The organism is Mesorhizobium sp. Root552 (assembly GCF_001427285.1).
Lineage (GTDB): Bacteria > Pseudomonadota > Alphaproteobacteria > Rhizobiales > Rhizobiaceae > Mesorhizobium.
This window is the reverse complement of the sequence record NZ_LMFV01000004.1, coordinates 13,413-29,305: the sequence shown is the minus strand read 5'-3', so window position 1 is coordinate 29,305 and position 15,893 is coordinate 13,413. Positions and strand designations below refer to the sequence as shown.

15 protein-coding genes are annotated in these 15,893 nt (G+C 60.0%); 12 read left to right on the top strand and 3 right to left on the bottom strand.

What is annotated here, in order from left to right:
* Position 1 precedes the first annotated feature (1 nt).
* Both ASD50_RS02290 and lepA read left to right on the top strand, forming a co-directional pair.
* A complete protein-coding gene (locus ASD50_RS02290; RefSeq protein ID WP_056235430.1) occupies positions 2–637 on the top strand; it encodes an NrsF family protein in 636 nt (211 codons plus the stop codon).
* 54 nt (positions 638–691) lie between these two features.
* Positions 692–2,506 (top strand): translation elongation factor 4, encoded by a 1,815-nt coding sequence (gene lepA, locus ASD50_RS02285; RefSeq protein WP_056235424.1) that lies wholly within the window; start codon positions 692–694, stop codon positions 2,504–2,506.
* 238 nt (positions 2,507–2,744) lie between these two features.
* Here lepA and ASD50_RS02280 read toward each other — a convergent pair whose 3' ends face one another.
* The 3 genes from ASD50_RS02280 to ASD50_RS02270 are packed head-to-tail and all read right to left on the bottom strand — an operon-like array spanning position 2,745 to position 4,091.
* Positions 2,745–3,236, bottom strand: a complete 492-nt coding sequence (locus ASD50_RS02280) for a hypothetical protein (protein ID WP_056235421.1) — start codon at positions 3,234–3,236, stop codon at positions 2,745–2,747.
* Between the two features lie 4 nt (positions 3,237–3,240).
* Complete coding sequence (locus ASD50_RS02275) at positions 3,241–3,651, bottom strand: helix-turn-helix transcriptional regulator (RefSeq protein ID WP_056235419.1); 411 nt, start codon at positions 3,649–3,651, stop codon at positions 3,241–3,243.
* On the bottom strand, positions 3,648–4,091 hold the full coding sequence (locus tag ASD50_RS02270) for a hypothetical protein (protein WP_056235414.1): 444 nt from the start codon (positions 4,089–4,091) through the stop codon (positions 3,648–3,650). Before ASD50_RS02270 ends, ASD50_RS02275 begins: the two co-directional genes overlap by 4 nt.
* A 316-nt stretch (positions 4,092–4,407) precedes the next feature.
* Between ASD50_RS02270 and ASD50_RS02265 the strand changes: the two genes are divergently transcribed.
* From ASD50_RS02265 to ASD50_RS02220, 10 genes are all read left to right on the top strand, one after another.
* A complete protein-coding gene (locus ASD50_RS02265) occupies positions 4,408–5,376 on the top strand; it encodes an IS1595 family transposase (protein WP_056235411.1) in 969 nt (322 codons plus the stop codon).
* A 74-nt stretch (positions 5,377–5,450) separates the two neighbouring features.
* Positions 5,451–5,930 (top strand): hypothetical protein, encoded by a 480-nt coding sequence (locus ASD50_RS22875; protein WP_056235409.1) that lies wholly within the window; start codon positions 5,451–5,453, stop codon positions 5,928–5,930.
* Positions 5,931–7,438: 1,508 nt separating this feature from the next.
* Positions 7,439–9,619, top strand: coding sequence for a malate synthase G (locus ASD50_RS02255; protein ID WP_056235406.1), 2,181 nt, complete (start codon positions 7,439–7,441; stop codon positions 9,617–9,619).
* Between the two features lie 4 nt (positions 9,620–9,623).
* Positions 9,624–10,301 (top strand): tRNA (adenosine(37)-N6)-threonylcarbamoyltransferase complex dimerization subunit type 1 TsaB, encoded by a 678-nt coding sequence (gene tsaB, locus ASD50_RS02250; protein ID WP_056235402.1) that lies wholly within the window; start codon positions 9,624–9,626, stop codon positions 10,299–10,301.
* A 22-nt stretch (positions 10,302–10,323) separates the two neighbouring features.
* A complete protein-coding gene (locus ASD50_RS02245) occupies positions 10,324–10,818 on the top strand; it encodes a GNAT family N-acetyltransferase (protein WP_056235399.1) in 495 nt (164 codons plus the stop codon).
* 18 nt (positions 10,819–10,836) lie between these two features.
* On the top strand, positions 10,837–11,664 hold the full coding sequence (locus ASD50_RS02240) for a lysophospholipid acyltransferase family protein (protein WP_056235395.1): 828 nt from the start codon (positions 10,837–10,839) through the stop codon (positions 11,662–11,664).
* 43 nt (positions 11,665–11,707) lie between these two features.
* The gene (gene miaB, locus ASD50_RS02235; RefSeq protein ID WP_056235392.1) at positions 11,708–13,108 is read left to right on the top strand and encodes a tRNA (N6-isopentenyl adenosine(37)-C2)-methylthiotransferase MiaB; all 1,401 of its coding nucleotides are present in this window, start codon (positions 11,708–11,710) and stop codon (positions 13,106–13,108) included.
* Positions 13,109–13,194: 86 nt separating this feature from the next.
* On the top strand, positions 13,195–14,187 hold the full coding sequence (locus ASD50_RS02230) for a PhoH family protein (RefSeq protein ID WP_244484403.1): 993 nt from the start codon (positions 13,195–13,197) through the stop codon (positions 14,185–14,187).
* A gap of 13 nt (positions 14,188–14,200) precedes the next feature.
* Entirely contained in the window at positions 14,201–14,713 is a 513-nt protein-coding gene (ybeY, locus tag ASD50_RS02225; RefSeq protein ID WP_056235384.1) for an rRNA maturation RNase YbeY, read from the top strand.
* 27 nt (positions 14,714–14,740) lie between these two features.
* Positions 14,741–15,814 carry a hemolysin family protein gene (locus tag ASD50_RS02220; protein ID WP_056235381.1) on the top strand — a complete coding sequence of 358 codons (1,074 nt, stop codon included), beginning with the start codon at positions 14,741–14,743 and terminating at the stop codon, positions 15,812–15,814.
* Positions 15,815–15,893: the final 79 nt, after the last annotated feature.

The window sequence follows — 15,893 nt, the reverse complement described above, 5'->3', positions numbered from 1 at the left end:
CATGAAGACCGACGACCTCATCGCCACCCTGTCGAAGGATGCCCGCTCAACCGGCCCGTCCGTCACCACCATGCTTGCCGGCGGTGTCGCCGTCGCCATCGTTCTGGCGGCGGTCGCGTTCTTCGGCATGCTCGGTCCGCGCCCCGACATCCACGCCGCTGCCGCTACGCCGCGCTTCCTGCTGAAGTTCGTCATGACGGCCACGCTTGCGCTCACCGCTCTCGCCTCGGCCGCGGCCCTTTCGCGCCCGCAGGCAGGTGCGCGCGTTCTTGGCCTGCTTCTCGCCGCGCCCCTCCTGCTCGCCGTCGCCGTGCTTGCCGAAATGATGCTGGTGCCGATGCCGGACTGGCCGGCCCTCTGGATCGGCAACAACAACATGCTCTGCCTCGTCTTCATCCCGCTGATCGGCTTTGCACCGCTTGCCGTCCTGCTTGCCGCCATGCGCCGCGGCGCGCCCGCCCGCCCGCGCTTGGCCGGCGCCGTCGCGGGCCTCCTGGCAGGCGGCATCGCGGCAACGTTTTACGCCGCGCACTGCACCGACGATTCGCCGCTCTTCGTCGCCACCTGGTACAGCATCGCCATCCTGGCCCTGGCCGCGCTCGGCGCGCTGGCCGCAAGCCGCGCCCTGCGCTGGTAGGCCACCGCCGGCTGCGCTTGCCGATGCACGGTCGGCCTGATAAAGCCCGCGGCCATGACCACACCGCTCGACCACATCCGCAACTTCTCCATCGTCGCCCATATCGACCATGGCAAGTCCACGCTCGCCGACCGCCTGATCCAGCTCACCGGCGCCATGGATGCGCGCGAGATGGCCGGCAAGGAGCAGGTGCTCGACAACATGGACATCGAGCGCGAGCGCGGCATCACCATCAAGGCCCAGACCGTGCGCCTCGCCTACAAGGCCAAGAACGGCGAGGACTACGTCCTCAACCTCATCGACACCCCCGGCCACGTCGACTTCGCCTATGAGGTATCGCGCTCACTCGCCGCCTGCGAAGGTTCGCTTTTGGTCGTCGACGCCTCGCAGGGCGTGGAAGCCCAGACGCTCGCCAACGTCTACCAGGCCATCGACAACAACCACGAGATCGTCGTCGTCCTCAACAAGATCGACCTGCCCGCCGCCGAGCCCGAGCGCATCAAGGAGCAGGTCGAGGAAGTCATCGGCCTCGACGCCTCGCAGGCCGTCATGATCTCGGCCAAGACCGGTATCGGCATCGAGGACGTGCTGGAGGCCATCGTCCACCAGCTTCCGCCGCCGCGCGAAGGCGATGCGTCAAAGCCGCTCAAGGCCATGCTGGTCGACAGCTGGTACGACGCCTATCTCGGCGTCATCGTGCTCGTGCGCGTCATCGACGGCGTTCTGCGCAAGGGCCAGACCATCCGCATGATGGGCACCGGCGCGAAATACCCGGTCGAGCGCGCCGGCTTCTTCACGCCCAAGATGGTGCAGGCCGACGAGATCGGCCCCGGCGAGTTCGGCTTCATCACCGCCTCGATCAAGGAAGTGGCCGACACCCGCGTCGGCGACACCATCACCGAGGACCGCCGCCCCACCGCTTCGGCGCTGCCCGGCTTCAAACCCGCCCAGCCGGTGGTGTTCTGCGGCCTGTTCCCGGTCGATGCCGCCGACTTCGAGGATTTGCGCGCCGCCGTCGGCAAGCTGCGCCTCAACGACGCCTCGTTCTCTTATGAAATGGAAACGTCGGCCGCGCTCGGCTTCGGCTTCCGCTGCGGCTTCCTTGGCCTGCTGCACCTCGAAATCATTCAGGAGCGGCTGGAGCGCGAGTTCGACCTCGACCTCATCGCCACCGCGCCCTCGGTCGTCTACCGCATGCATCTCACCAACGGCGAGATGAAGGAACTGCACAATCCCGCCGACATGCCTGACGTGGTCAAGATCGACCACATCGAGGAGCCGTGGATACGCGCCACCATCCTCACGCCCGACGACTATCTCGGCTCCATCCTCAAGCTCTGCCAGGACCGCCGCGGCATCCAGGTCGACCTCTCTTATGTCGGCAAGCGCGCCATGCTGGTCTACGACCTGCCGCTCAACGAAGTGGTGTTCGATTTCTATGACCGCCTGAAGTCGATCTCGAAGGGCTACGCCTCCTTCGACTACCATTTGACCGACTACAAGGAAGGCGACCTCGTCAAGATGTCGATCCTCGTCAACGAGGAACCGGTCGATGCGCTCTCCATGCTGGTCCACCGCACGGCGGCGGAAAAGCGTGGCCGCACCATGGTCGAGAAGCTGAAGGAATTGATCCCGCAGCACATGTTCAAGATCCCGATCCAGGCTGCCATCGGCGGCAAGGTCATTGCCCGCGAAACGCTTTCGGCGCTGCGCAAGGACGTCACGGCCAAGTGCTACGGCGGCGACGTCAGCCGCAAGCGCAAGCTGCTCGACAAGCAGAAGGAAGGCAAGAAGCGCATGCGCCAGTTCGGCAAGGTTGACATCCCGCAGGAAGCGTTCATTCAGGCGCTTAAGATGGGGGACAACTAGCGGTCGGGCCTTTTGGCCCGACGCATCGATCCGGTGGATCGATGCGAGCTATTGTCCGGGTGGGAGGTGCCGGAGGCACCGGGTCCCACCCCGGGGCGCCGTCTGATGACGGACACGACACATTTTCTGCACTTCGCTAGCAGGCCCGTGTCCGATCAAGCCTTTAGGAACGTAAGATAGAATTTTAAGCCTCAATCGCAAAGCACTTGAGAGCACGGCTTCCTTTATTGATTGCCAACTAACGTGTCATTTCACCCGTGTCCAATTTTACGGGTTCTCGCAGCACTGGCAGCGGAGGCAGCCGCGTATTGGCCGCCCAGTCATGGTTTGCAAACAATGCCCTAAAGTAGGGATAGCACGCAAAAGGAGCCACTCGTTTGACGAAGGCATCTACAGCTTCCGGCGAAGCTCCTACCAGACCACCATAGAAAACTATATAGTCAGCTCGGAATAAAAGCTCACGCTTCTTTCCAATTCTCGATTCCACCGAAGCATTTAAAAATGCCATAACTGCGCCTTTTTCCTCGGAGAAATCAAGTTCCGAAACATCGATATCAAAACCAATGTTTTGTCTGGCTTTTTCAGAAGAAAAAAAGTTAGGTTTTACTTCAAACTGACTTTTAATAAGAGATATAGAAACCAATTCGGCAGAGTCCACCACGTGATGGTATTGCCTAAGCATCTCCTTCTTCGAGAGCCCTAGCTTCACAGTTGTGTTTTCCTTGGCCATTCAATTAGGCCGCTTGCGAAAAAGTTTCAGTAAAATTTTCATTTGCGGCATATTGAGATTTCGACAGGCGAACGTAAGAGGTAGCTTGAATGTTGTCGACAAAACGCGAAAGCGCAGCGTCGAAGTCGTCAAGGATCAAACGTGCCGACAGCTTTCCCTTTTGCCTCTCAGCACGATCATATTCAGCCTTGAGCCCGAGTACGGTCAACGCGCGTGCCGCCAGCTTCAACGTCGGATTAGCTTCGGATGACAGCATTTGACTCACGCGCGCTCTCGTAACGCCAAGCTCTTCGGCGAGGCGCGCTTGCGTCCATGCACGTGCTTCCAATTCATCAAGGATAGCAAATTGGAAATCCATAAGAGCGTTTTCCTCCGCAGTAATGAAGTCAACGGCACTATTCTTTTCCTGGTTCATTTGAATATCCTCACGTAATTATCCAGTGCTTTCTGGACAATGGATGGGTTGGCTTTATTATTCTTCTTGCTTGGGTCTGCGGCGGTTCCGATAAATGTCCTCTTCTTACCTACCTCAACCACAACGCCGTATATCCTATACTGGTAGCCCTTGAACTCCCAGATTTGGAGCGTGTGTTTCCCGCTGCTTTTCTGTCCCTGAGGTTTGAATTGCTCATCTGAAAGGCGCAGTCCCTGCGAGTATCGCAGGAAATAGCGCGGGAGTTGCGCGGCCGCACGCCGGCTATTTGCATCGGTGCGTGCAAGGAGTTTTTCATATTCACTCTTGGCCTCATCGATGAGCCATACATCCGCGTGGTCACCATTCGCGCAGATGCATCCGTCCTTTCTCAGGATGGCGACGCCGTCGTTCGAATCTTTTTCGTGCGAACCTGACGCCATGCTCTCTCGAAGAAGTTAAGTTAAGCCTAAACACGTTTCAATACGTGGAACAAGGCTATTCGGATGGTTTAAAGTAATATACCTTATCCCTTTGCCGTAGCGTATTGGCGCCCAGGGTCGTCGCCCAACAGCCCTAAACGCCGCCAGCTAGCAGGTGCCGGCTGTCGTATGGCTGGCACTCCTCATGCTATGGGCACAACTTGGAGAGTGTTCCTGCTCTAACATGTAAGCGTGACGGTGTAAAGGAATTTGTTCCTAATTATATACTTGACAAAGCACGAGCCATTTCATAGATTTGCGGCATAGGGAAACCGCAATGAAGCTCGACAGCCCGATTTTCCAAGACGCCGACGCCGCCCGTGTCCATCTTGAGGCGCAGCGCTGGCCGAATGGCCCGATCTGCCCGCATTGCGGTAATGCCAACGAAACCCGCATCACCAAGATGGAAGGCAAAGCGCACCGTCCCGGCCTCTATAACTGCATGGAATGCCGCGAACAGTTCACCGTGACTGTCGGCACCGTCTTCGAGCGTTCCAAGATCGCCTTGAACAAGTGGCTTCTAGCGACATTCCTCATGACCTCTTCCAAGAAGGGCATGTCCGCGCATCAACTGCACCGTATGCTCGGCGTCACCTACAAGACCGCATGGTTCATGGCCCATCGCATTCGCGAAGCCATGAAGGAGGACGTGAAGTCAGCCGGCCCGCTTGGCGGCGAAGGCAAAACCATCGAAGCCGACGAAACCTATATCGGCAAACGCGACGTTCCCTATATCTCACCGTCGCGCAAGGGCCGTCCATTTCTCAAAAAGGGCAAGGGCGGCGGCGCACAGAAGCGCACCGTTGTTTCGCTGGTCGAGCGCGGCGGCTCGGTTCGTTCCTTCCATGTTGAGCATGCCACCAAGGCCGTTGTGCGCGATATTCTGGTTCGCAACGCCGACCGCTCATCGACGCTCTACACCGACGAAAGCCGCCTCTACACCACGACTGGCGAAGAATATGCCAAGCACGAAACGGTCAATCATTCCCGCAATGAATATGCTCGCGGTTCCGTCCATACCAACACGATTGAGAACGTGTTTTCAGTGTTCAAGCGTGGCATGATCGGCGTTTACCAGCACTGCGGCGAAGCCCACCTGCACCGCTACCTTGCCGAGTTCGATTTCCGCTACAATCGCCGCGCCGCGCTCAAGGTTTCAGATACCGAACGCCATGACCAGTTGCTTGCAATGATCGAAGGCAAGCGCCTTACCTATCGGCGGATTGGTGAAGCCAGTAACGCCTAAGCAGAAAGCCCGCCGACTCCTTGTTCTGCGAAAAAGGAAGTAGCCTGTCACCCGCGATTCGATAGGAGACTTGAATGTTTGCGGAAGCAATGGCTGGACTCGGCACCTTTAAGACCATGCTCGATATGGCGAAGGGATTGAAGGACATCAACGATGCCGCCGTTAGAAATACGGCGGTCATAGAACTCACGGAAAAAATCATCGCTGCACAAGCGGCGCAAGCGGCGTTGATTGCCCGCGTAGGCGAGCTTGAAAAAGAACTGGTGCGCTTCGAAAACTGGGAAACTGAGAAGCAACGCTACCAGCTTGAAGAACTTCCCCCAGGTATCCTCGTTCGCTCCCTTAAGCCCGGCATGGAGAACGGCGAGATTCCGCATAAAATATGTGCAAACTGCTACGAGAAGGGCATCAGATCGTATTTGCATAATCGCGGTCAATCTCACGGCCTCACTCATTGGAAATGCCACACCTGCGGTTTTGACGAGAAAACCGGGAAATTCATCAAACCTGTAGTGAATAGGGGCAATCGCGGCGGTAGCGGGTGGATGGCCTAAATCTAATTGCGCTTCTTAACAGCCTGCTTTGAATCGTTTGGCTGTTTATCAACCCGAGCGCGACGCTCATCATTCGGCTTCGGCGGCGTCTTTAGCATCCGCTTCAGCGCATCGTTGAAGCGCGTTTCCTCTGAGGAATATCCCGGGTTTTCCCCGTTTTCCCCAATTAGGGGGCGCTTTCTTGCGGTGTTAACTGGAGCTTTCAAAACGAACCCTTGTCAGAAGCAAACGAGTCGCTTTTTGTGATGGCTGCCAGCGCGATGGAGGGGTGTGATTCACTTCCTAGGGCTCACACACCCGCCCCAACGGGCTTTGCTGGCTGGCGCACCCGAATGGTGCCTTCTTCCCCGATCCATCCGGGGAAGTTGTGGGGGCGGCTTGGTGCTAGTCCGGGCTTCCGACCTTTGGTCTAGTGGGTTCAACTCCCGCCGCCTCCACCGCTGTTCACATTACGCGCACGCTTAAAAATTCCAACCCTCTTGACGGCTTTTCTTTATCCACAGCCGGCCTGTCACGCACCCGAATCATATAGGACTTTATTCTGCTTTGTCACGTATACAATTAGGAATTTGTTCCTATATTCTTATCTGTGACAGCAGCGAAGCCGGTCGTTCGCGGGGCTTCTCCACTTCTCTTTGGCAAAACGCGGCATACTTTTGAACTCAGTGACGCGGAGTGTCACTCTGCCAATGGACTTTTCTATTCTTAAAGCCAAGGTGGCCGGGTGCAGCGAGGTCCGATGAGGGGCAGCGCCAAGCTGGCCAGATGTGGACCAAACGCGGGCTGACCTCCACCCAACCCCTTGATCCCACTCACTTCCCACAAAATCTTTCTGCGGGAGACCTGGTGCGCACCGGGTATCAGGGAAGGGCGTCGGTGCCGGATTGGTCGCATGACGGTGTGCGGCTGGGTGATGAGCCCCCAAGTCCGGCCCTCGAACCGGGCGCAGTGTTGCCCGCAGTTGTCGGCCTTCAAGGCTGGAACTGCGGCATGGCCGGTGTACTGGTTGAGGGAAGCCACCGGACGGGCGGCCGCAAGGCCGCACTAACTTACTAAACGAGCGACCGAACGGCCGCCCGTCCTCCCGACCTCAATCGAGGTCCGCTATTTGACAATGGCCAGGGCCGAAAAGGCAGCGTGGCGATGAATAAGCGTATCCATCTCTTCGTCATCCCAGGGCGGAGCAGGCCGAAGGCCGTTGCGTAGACCCTGGGATCCATGCCGTGTGCCGTGACCAAACGGCAGCGCGCAAATGGCGCAAAAGAAGGCTCCTCATTCTGAGCCGCCCCTTACAACGTGACCCTCACGGCATGGATCCTCGGGTCGCGCCTATCGCTGCGCTCAGGCTTGCCCGAGGATGACGAACGGAAGCGCCGAAGGAAAGCGGCGAAGGCGCACCGCACACCGCGCCTCACTCCAACGGATCATTGACCCTTTGGCCCTGTCATGCCAAAGCCCCCGCATCGAAGCCACCCACTCTTTCGGGTGGTGCCTGCGGAGAATTTTAAATGACGGACCGGATCGAGATCGCCGGGTTGCGCATCGCGCGCCCCTTGCACGACTTTGTTGTCGGCGAGGCGCTGAAAGGCAGCGGGATCGAGGCCGGGAAATTCTGGACCGGCTTTGCCGAAATCGTCAACGGCCTCGCGCCGAAGAACCGGGCGCTGCTCGCCAAGCGCGACGACCTGCAGGCACAGATAGACCAGTGGTATCGCAAGAACGGCGCGCCGAACGACATGGAAGCCTACAAGGTCTTCCTGCGCGAAATCGGCTACCTCGTGCCGGAAGGCCCGGCCTTCTCGGTCACCACCGAAAACGTCGATCCCGAGATCGCGGTGGTCGCCGGCCCGCAGCTCGTCGTGCCGGTCATGAACGCGCGCTATGCGTTGAACGCCGCCAACGCGCGCTGGGGTTCGCTCTACGATGCGCTCTACGGCACCGACGCCATCTCCGACGACGGCGGCGCGGCCAAGGGCAAGGGCTATAATCCCAAGCGCGGCGCCAAGGTCATCGCCTGGGCGCGCGCCTTCCTCGACGAGGTTGCCCCGCTGGTGTCCGGCTCGTGGAAGGACGTGGCCGAGCTCGCCGTCTCAGGCGGCCGCCTGAAAGTCGCGCTCGAGGCCGGGCCGACGGCGCTGAAGGATGCCTCGCGCTTCGCCGGCTGGCGCGGCGAGGCGGGCAATCCCGCCGCCGTGCTGCTGACGAAAAACGGCCTGCATGTCGAGATCGTCATCGACCGCAACAGCGTCATCGGCAGGGCCGACAGGGCCGGCATTTCCGACGTGGTGGTCGAGTCCGCGCTCACCACCATCCAGGACTGCGAGGATTCCGTCGCCGCCGTCGATGCCGAGGACAAGGTGGTCGTCTATTCGAACTGGCTTGGCCTGATGCGCGGCGACCTTTCGGAAGAGATCGTGAAGGGCGGCAAGTCCTTCACCCGCCGCCTCGCCGCCGACCGCACCTACACCGCGCCCGACGGCAGCGAGTTGGTGCTTCCCGGCCGCGCCTTGATGCTGGTGCGCAATGTCGGCCACCTGATGACCAACCCGGCCATCCTGCTGGCCGATGGTTCGGAAGTGCCGGAAGGCATCATGGATGCGGCGATCACCGCGCTCATCGCCTTGAACGACATCGGCCCGAATGGCCGCCGCGCCAATTCGCGAAAAGGCTCGATGTATGTCGTCAAGCCAAAGATGCACGGGCCCGAGGAAGTCGCCTTCGCCGTCGAGATTTTCGACCGCGTCGAGGCGCTCGTCGGTCTTGCGAAGAACACCATCAAGATGGGCATCATGGACGAGGAGCGGCGCACCACCGTCAACCTCAAGGAATGCATCCGCGCCGCCTCGGCCCGCGTCGCCTTCATCAATACCGGCTTCCTCGACCGCACCGGCGACGAGATCCACACCTCGATGGAAGCCGGCCCGATGATCCGCAAGGGCGACATGAAGCAGGCCGCGTGGATCGGCGCCTACGAGAACTGGAACGTCGATACCGGGCTGGAATGCGGCCTTGTCGGCCATGCCCAGATCGGCAAGGGCATGTGGGCGATGCCCGACCTGATGGCGGCGATGCTGGAACAGAAGATCGGCCACCCGAAGGCAGGCGCCAACACCGCCTGGGTGCCGTCGCCGACCGCTGCCACGCTGCATGCCACGCATTATTTCCGCGTCGATGTCCACGCCGTACAGGAAACCTTGAAAAGCCGTCCCAAGGCCAAGCTTGACGATATCCTGTCGGTGCCCGTCGCCACCCGTCCCAACTGGACGCCCGACGACATTCAGCGCGAGCTGGACAACAATGCGCAGGGCATCCTCGGCTATGTCGTGCGCTGGATCGACCAGGGCGTTGGCTGCTCCAAGGTGCCGGACATCAACGACGTCGCCCTGATGGAAGACCGCGCCACCTTGCGCATTTCCTCCCAGCACATCGCCAACTGGCTGCGCCACGATGTCTGCACCAGGATCCAGGTCATGGATTCGCTCCAGCGCATGGCCGTCATCGTCGATCACCAGAATGTCGGCGATCCGCTCTATAAGGCCATGGCTGCCGATTTCGACACGTCGATCGCCTTCCAGGCCGCTTGCGATCTGGTCTTCAAGGGAACCGTCCAGCCGAGCGGCTACACCGAGCCGATCCTCCACGCCCGTCGTCTGGAGCTGAAGGCCGGTCAGAACGGGGCGAATACCTAACCGTATGATCGTCCTTGCCATCGATTGCTCCGCCAGTCTCTGCGCCGCCTGTGTCCATGACGCGGCGTCTGGCCAGGAGCTTGGCCGTCAGGTCCTCGATCTCGGCAAGGGACACGCCGAGCATCTGATGTCGGTGATCGCCAATGCGCTGGAAAAATCCGGCAAGGGTTATGCCGGTCTCGACCGGATTGCCGTGTCCGTCGGCCCGGGCTCGTTTACCGGCGTCCGCGTCGGTGTCTCCGCGGCGCGCGGTTTGGCCTTGGCGCTCAAAATACCCGCAGTCGGCGTAACCACGCTTGAGGCGCTGGCCGCCGAAACCTCCACCAAATTCCCACATCGCACGGTGCTTGCGGCCCTTGATGCCGGGCGTGGCGAAATCTATGCCGCGCTGTATGATGACAAAATGCAGCTGCGCTTTGGTCCCGCTGTGACGACGCTGGAAGAGATTACGGAAACGGCAGTCAGTTCGCAGGCGGTCCTGGCCGGCACGGCAGCCGGTCTCATCGCGGGTGCGGCCGGTAAATCTTTCGACCTTGGTCCTGTTGCCGCGACAGCCGACATCGCAACCTATGCCCGTCTTGGATCAGACAAACCGGTTGGTGAAAAGCCTATGCCGGTCTATCTGCGCGACGCCGACGCCAAGCCGCAGGCGGGCTTTGTCTTGCCGAGGGCGAGCCCTTGATGACTGTCGGGGACAAGTTCTGATGCGGATTCCGTTCCTGACGCCTCGTCGCCGCGACTATGTCCTTGAGCCGCTTTCGACGACCGACAGCGGCGCGCTCTCGCTTTTGCATCAGGAAGATTTCGTGCGGCCATGGTCCGACGCGGAGTTCGCCATTCTGCTGGAGCAGGACACGGTCTTTGGCTATGCCGCACGCGAGGTCGGGCAGGGCGGTCGCTCGCCGGTTGGTTTCGTGCTGGCAAGGCTTGCCGCAGGGGAGGGGGAAATCCTTACCGTCGTAGTCGCCCGTTCACACCGAAGGCAAGGCATCGGTTGGCAGTTGATGGATGCCGTATTGCGCGAACTGCATTCCGAGCGTGCCGAGGCTCTGTTTCTCGAAGTGGATGAAACCAATTCCGCAGCTATTGCACTCTACCGGCGATTGGGATTCGGCGAAGTCGGCAAGCGGCCGAACTACTACCGTTCGCCCGAGCATGGCCCAACTGGCGCGCTGGTCATGCGCCGCGATCTTCGCTGACGAAAGGCCATAATCTCGATGATGGCCAAGATCAGGACCTTTCTGGCGCTGGCGTTTATCGCGATAACCACGCTAGTGCTGGTGCCGCTGCAACTCATATCGATGAAAACAGGGCTCTGGCGCGAGGCCGTTGTCCTGAAAATCTGGCACAGGGCGGTCCTGAAAACGCTCGGCATCCGCGTCCATGTCACGGGTGCGCTGTCGTCCGAGCGGCCATTGCTGGTAGCGGCCAATCATGTTTCGTGGACTGATATTGCCGTGCTTGGCTCGATGTCCGATGTCCGTTTCATCGCCAAGGCCGACATGGCGGGCTGGCCGTTGATCGGCTTCCTGTCGAAATTGCAGCGCACTGTGTTCATCGAACGTGAACGCAAGCGCAAGTCTGGCGACCAGGCCAGTGAAATCGCCGGGCGGCTGGCCAATGGCGATGCCATGGTGTTGTTTGCCGAAGGCACGACTGGCGACGGCAACATGGTCCTGCCTTTCAAGAGCACCCTCTTCGGCGCTGCCGCGATGGCTATCTCAGGTGGCGGGGCGGAAGAGGTTCTCGTCCAGCCGGTTGCGATTGCCTATACCCGTTTGCATGGCGTGCCGCTCGGTCGCCGGTACCGGCCCCATGCGGCCTGGATTGGGGATCAGGATCTGGTGCCGCACGTCAAGGACCTGCTCGCCGAAGGCGCCCTGGATGTCGAGGTCCATTTCGGTGAACCGGTTGCGTTTTCATCTGCTTCGAACCGCAAGCAAACCGCGCGCATTATGGAGGAGCAGGTCAATATAATGCTCCAGCGGGCTCTGCGCGCACCTCGCGCCGGCCGGCCCAGCGTCGCAGCCCGGTCGAAGGCGTAGAATCGGCTGTTTTTTACCGCTGAAAAACGTTAGAAGCCGCCCCATGGAACTTGAAACCACAATAGCCGACAAAGACCATGCCGAACTGGAAGGCGCTTCTGTGACGCCGAAAAAGGTCTTCGTAAAGACCTATGGCTGCCAGATGAACGTCTACGACTCCCAGCGCATGACCGATGCGCTTGCAGCCGATGGCTACGTGGCGACTGAAGCTATCGACGACGCCGATCTGGTGCTTCTGAACACATGCCATATCCGTGAAAAAGCGGCCGAAAAAGTCTATTCGGTGCTTGGCCGTCTGCGTGACCTGAAGTCGGAAAGGGCAGAGGCTGGACGTGATCTTACCATTGGCGTTGCAGGCTGCGTCGCGCAGGCCGAGGGTGGTGAAATCCTGCGCCGCTCGCCCTCTGTCGATCTGGTTATCGGCCCGCAGACTTACCACCGTTTGCCCGACGTGCTCGCCAAGGTTCGCAACGGCGAGAAGGTTGTCGAAACTGACTATGCGACCGAGGACAAATTCGAACATTTGCCTCAGCCAAGGCGCGCCGAGGTCATCAAGCGTGGCGTCACCGCCTTCCTGACCGTCCAGGAAGGTTGCGACAAATTCTGCACATTCTGCGTTGTGCCCTATACGCGTGGCTCGGAAATATCGCGTCCGGTCCAGCAGATCATAGCCGAGGCCGAGCGCCTCGCCGATGCTGGCGTGCGTGAGGTGACGCTGCTTGGTCAAAACGTCAATGCCTGGCATGGCGAAGGTCCCGATGGCGGTGAGTGGGGTCTGGGCAGGTTGCTCTTCCGTTTGGCGGAGATCCCCGGCCTTGCCCGCCTGCGCTACACCACCAGCCATCCGCGCGACATGGACGAAGAGCTTGTCGCAGCGCATCGCGATCTGGCTGCGCTCATGCCCTATCTACATCTGCCCGTGCAGTCCGGTTCGGACAGGGTATTGAAGGCGATGAACCGTCGTCACAAGGCCGCCGACTATCTGCGGCTGATCGAGCGTATTCGCGGCGCGCGCTCTGACATTGCCATGTCCGGTGATTTTATCGTCGGCTTCCCGGGTGAGACGGATGCGGATTTCGACGCGACGATGCAGATCGTGCGCGAAGTTGGTTACGCATCGGCTTTTTCGTTCAAATACTCGCCGCGTCCTGGAACGCCCGGCGCGGAAATGGGTGGACATCTCCCCGAAGAAGTCAAGGACGAGCGGTTGCAGCGGCTGCAGGCTTTGCTGGCCGACCAACAGCAGGACTTCACGCGGAGCATGGTTGGGCGCACAATGTCGACACTGATCGAGAAGACTGGCCGACAGGCGGGCCAGAAGGTCGGGCGGTCGCCGTGGTTGCAGCCGGTTATTGTTGATGAAAACGCCGCCGAAATCGGTGACATTATTGACGTGCGAATCACGAAGACTGGCTACAATAGCCTGTTCGCCGAACCGGCCTGAGCAAGGCCCCGGCAGATGAGGAGAGACGGTTGAGCGCTGCCGATCTGAAGAACGTGACCTCCAAGCTGGAATCGGGGGCATCGGACATGGCGCACATCGTTCTGACCTTCGACAACAACAAGCTTGCGAGCGCCCTTTACGGTCAGTTCGACGAGAACTTGGCAAGGCTGGAGCAAAAGCTGGGTGTCGATATCCGCTCGCGTGGCAACCAGCTTACCATCAAGGGTTCGTCTACGTCTGCTGAACAAGCGCGCAGGGCGCTCGATAGCCTGTATGACATCCTGCAGAAGGGCGCTGATATAGGCCAATCCGACGTCGACGGCGCCGTGCGCATGGCGGTTGCTGCTGACGACCAACTCACGCTGCCGACTTTGGAGCGCAAGGGCAAAGTGTCAGCTGCACAGATTTCGACTCGCAAGAAAACCATCTACGCCCGTTCGCTCAATCAGGACGCCTATATGCGGGCACTTGAGCGCTCCGAACTGGTGTTCGGTATCGGCCCGGCAGGCACCGGCAAAACCTATCTGGCTGTAGCGCACGCAGCCATGCTGCTTGAGCGCGGAATGGTCGAACGCATCATCTTGTCCCGGCCAGCCGTGGAAGCCGGCGAACGACTTGGTTTCCTTCCTGGCGATATGAAGGAAAAGGTCGATCCGTATCTGCGGCCGCTTTACGACGCGCTCTACGATATGATGCCGGGTGACAAGGTTGAACGGGCCATTGCTGCCGGTATCATCGAGATCGCGCCGCTTGCCTTCATGCGCGGCCGCACGCTGGCGCACGCAGCCGTCATTCTGGACGAGGCGCAAAACACCACGCAGATGCAGATGAAGATGTTTCTGACGCGTCTGGGTGAGAATTCACGCATGATCGTCACCGGCGACCCGACCCAGATCGACCTGCCGCAGAACACGCGTTCCGGCCTCGTCGAAGCGTTGCGGGTATTGGACGGGGTTCCAGGTATCGTCACCGTGCGCTTCAACGACACGGACGTCGTGCGCCACCCACTGGTTGCCGAGATCGTCAGGGCTTACGATCGCGACGGTAAGGTCGCGCGCGGGCTTGGCGTGGAAGGCTGATTTCGGCTCTCAAATGCCTACTGGCACATCATCGACCACTACGGTGCTTTCGCATCCTCTCGACATCGATCTTCTGGTCGAAGCCGGCACTTGGCCGGAAGAAGAGGTGCTACAACACCTCGTTGAACGCGCCGCGGGCGCCACATTTGCCGAAATCGGCGCCGCATGGTCTGGAACCAGCGAACTCAGCGTCGTCTTTTCGAACGATGACAGCATCCGCGAACTGAACGCAGGCTGGCGCGGTAAGGACAAGCCGACCAACGTGTTGTCTTTCCCTGCTTTTCCGATTTCTGGCGGCGGATCATTGCCACCGATGCTCGGCGACATCGTGCTTGCTGCTGAAACCGTTTCGCGAGAGGCGGAACTGGAACAAAAGTCGATCGAGAACCATATTAGCCATCTCGTCATCCATGGCCTCCTGCATCTTTTAGGCTATGATCACGAGACCGACGCCGAGGCCGAAGAAATGGAAGCAGCCGAGCGTGCAGCACTGGCAAGGCTTGCCATTCCCGATCCCTATGCGTAACTACAGGTACAAATTGACCGGACGACGATGAACGACACACCTCAGACCGCCGCCCACCAAGACGACGGCAGTGCGGGCAAGCCCCACGAAAATGCGGACGAGGACCCTAGTCCTAGTACCAAGTCCGGCAGTGTGTCGCTTGACGTCACGCCTGCTGGGCCATCCGTATTCGAACGGCTTATAGGGCTGTTCCGACATCGCAATGGCACAACACTCCGCGAGGAGATCGCCGATGCTCTTGCCGAGACTGCAAGCGGGGCGGGCTCCTTCTCTCCCGGCGAACGGGCGATGCTCAACAACATCCTGCGTCTGCGCGAAGTGCGTGTCGAGGACGTCATGGTGCCGCGCGCCGACATCGAGGCGGTAGAGGTCACGACAACGCTTGGCGATTTGCTCTCCGTGTTCGAGCAGTCGGGTCACTCGCGTATGCCCGTCTATGCCGAAACGCTCGACGATCCGCGCGGCATGGTTCATATCCGCGATGTGTTGGCTCACATTACGCGCAGCGCACGCGGCAAGAAACGCCGTACGACCCGCAAACAGCCGACTGGCGCAGAGCTTGATCTCGCTCAAGTCGATCTGACACGCACCATCGGCGATCTCGGGCTTATGCGGCCAGTTTTGTTCGTGCCGCCGTCGATGCTCGCCTCGGACCTGATGGGGCGTATGCAAACGGCGCGCACTCAGATGGCGCTGGTTATCGACGAGTATGGCGGCACCGACGGTCTCGCTTCGCTCGAAGATATTGTCGAGATGGTCGTCGGCGATATCGAGGACGAGCACGACGACGAGGAGCCGATGATCACCAAGGCCGGCGATGGTGTCTATATCGTCGACGGCAAGGCCGAGATCGACGAAGTTGCGGCAATGATTGGCGAGGGGTTTGCAGCCGGGGAGCATGGCGAGTCCGTCGATACCATTGGCGGCATGATCTTCAACACGCTTGGCCGTGTGCCCGCGAGGGGAGAGGTTGTGCAAGCAATCCCCGCTTTCGAATTCCATGTGCTCGATGCCGATCCACGCCGGGTGAAACGGGTGCGTATCGTGCAGATCCTGAAGGGGGACCGGCGTAAGCGCGCCGCCCGTGCCGAGCAGGCCTGATCTTTTTTGCTGGCCAACCAGCGTTGGAGTGAAGGCCGCAGCCTGATAAATCTTCTCCCCGTGATTCGCGCGAATCGGA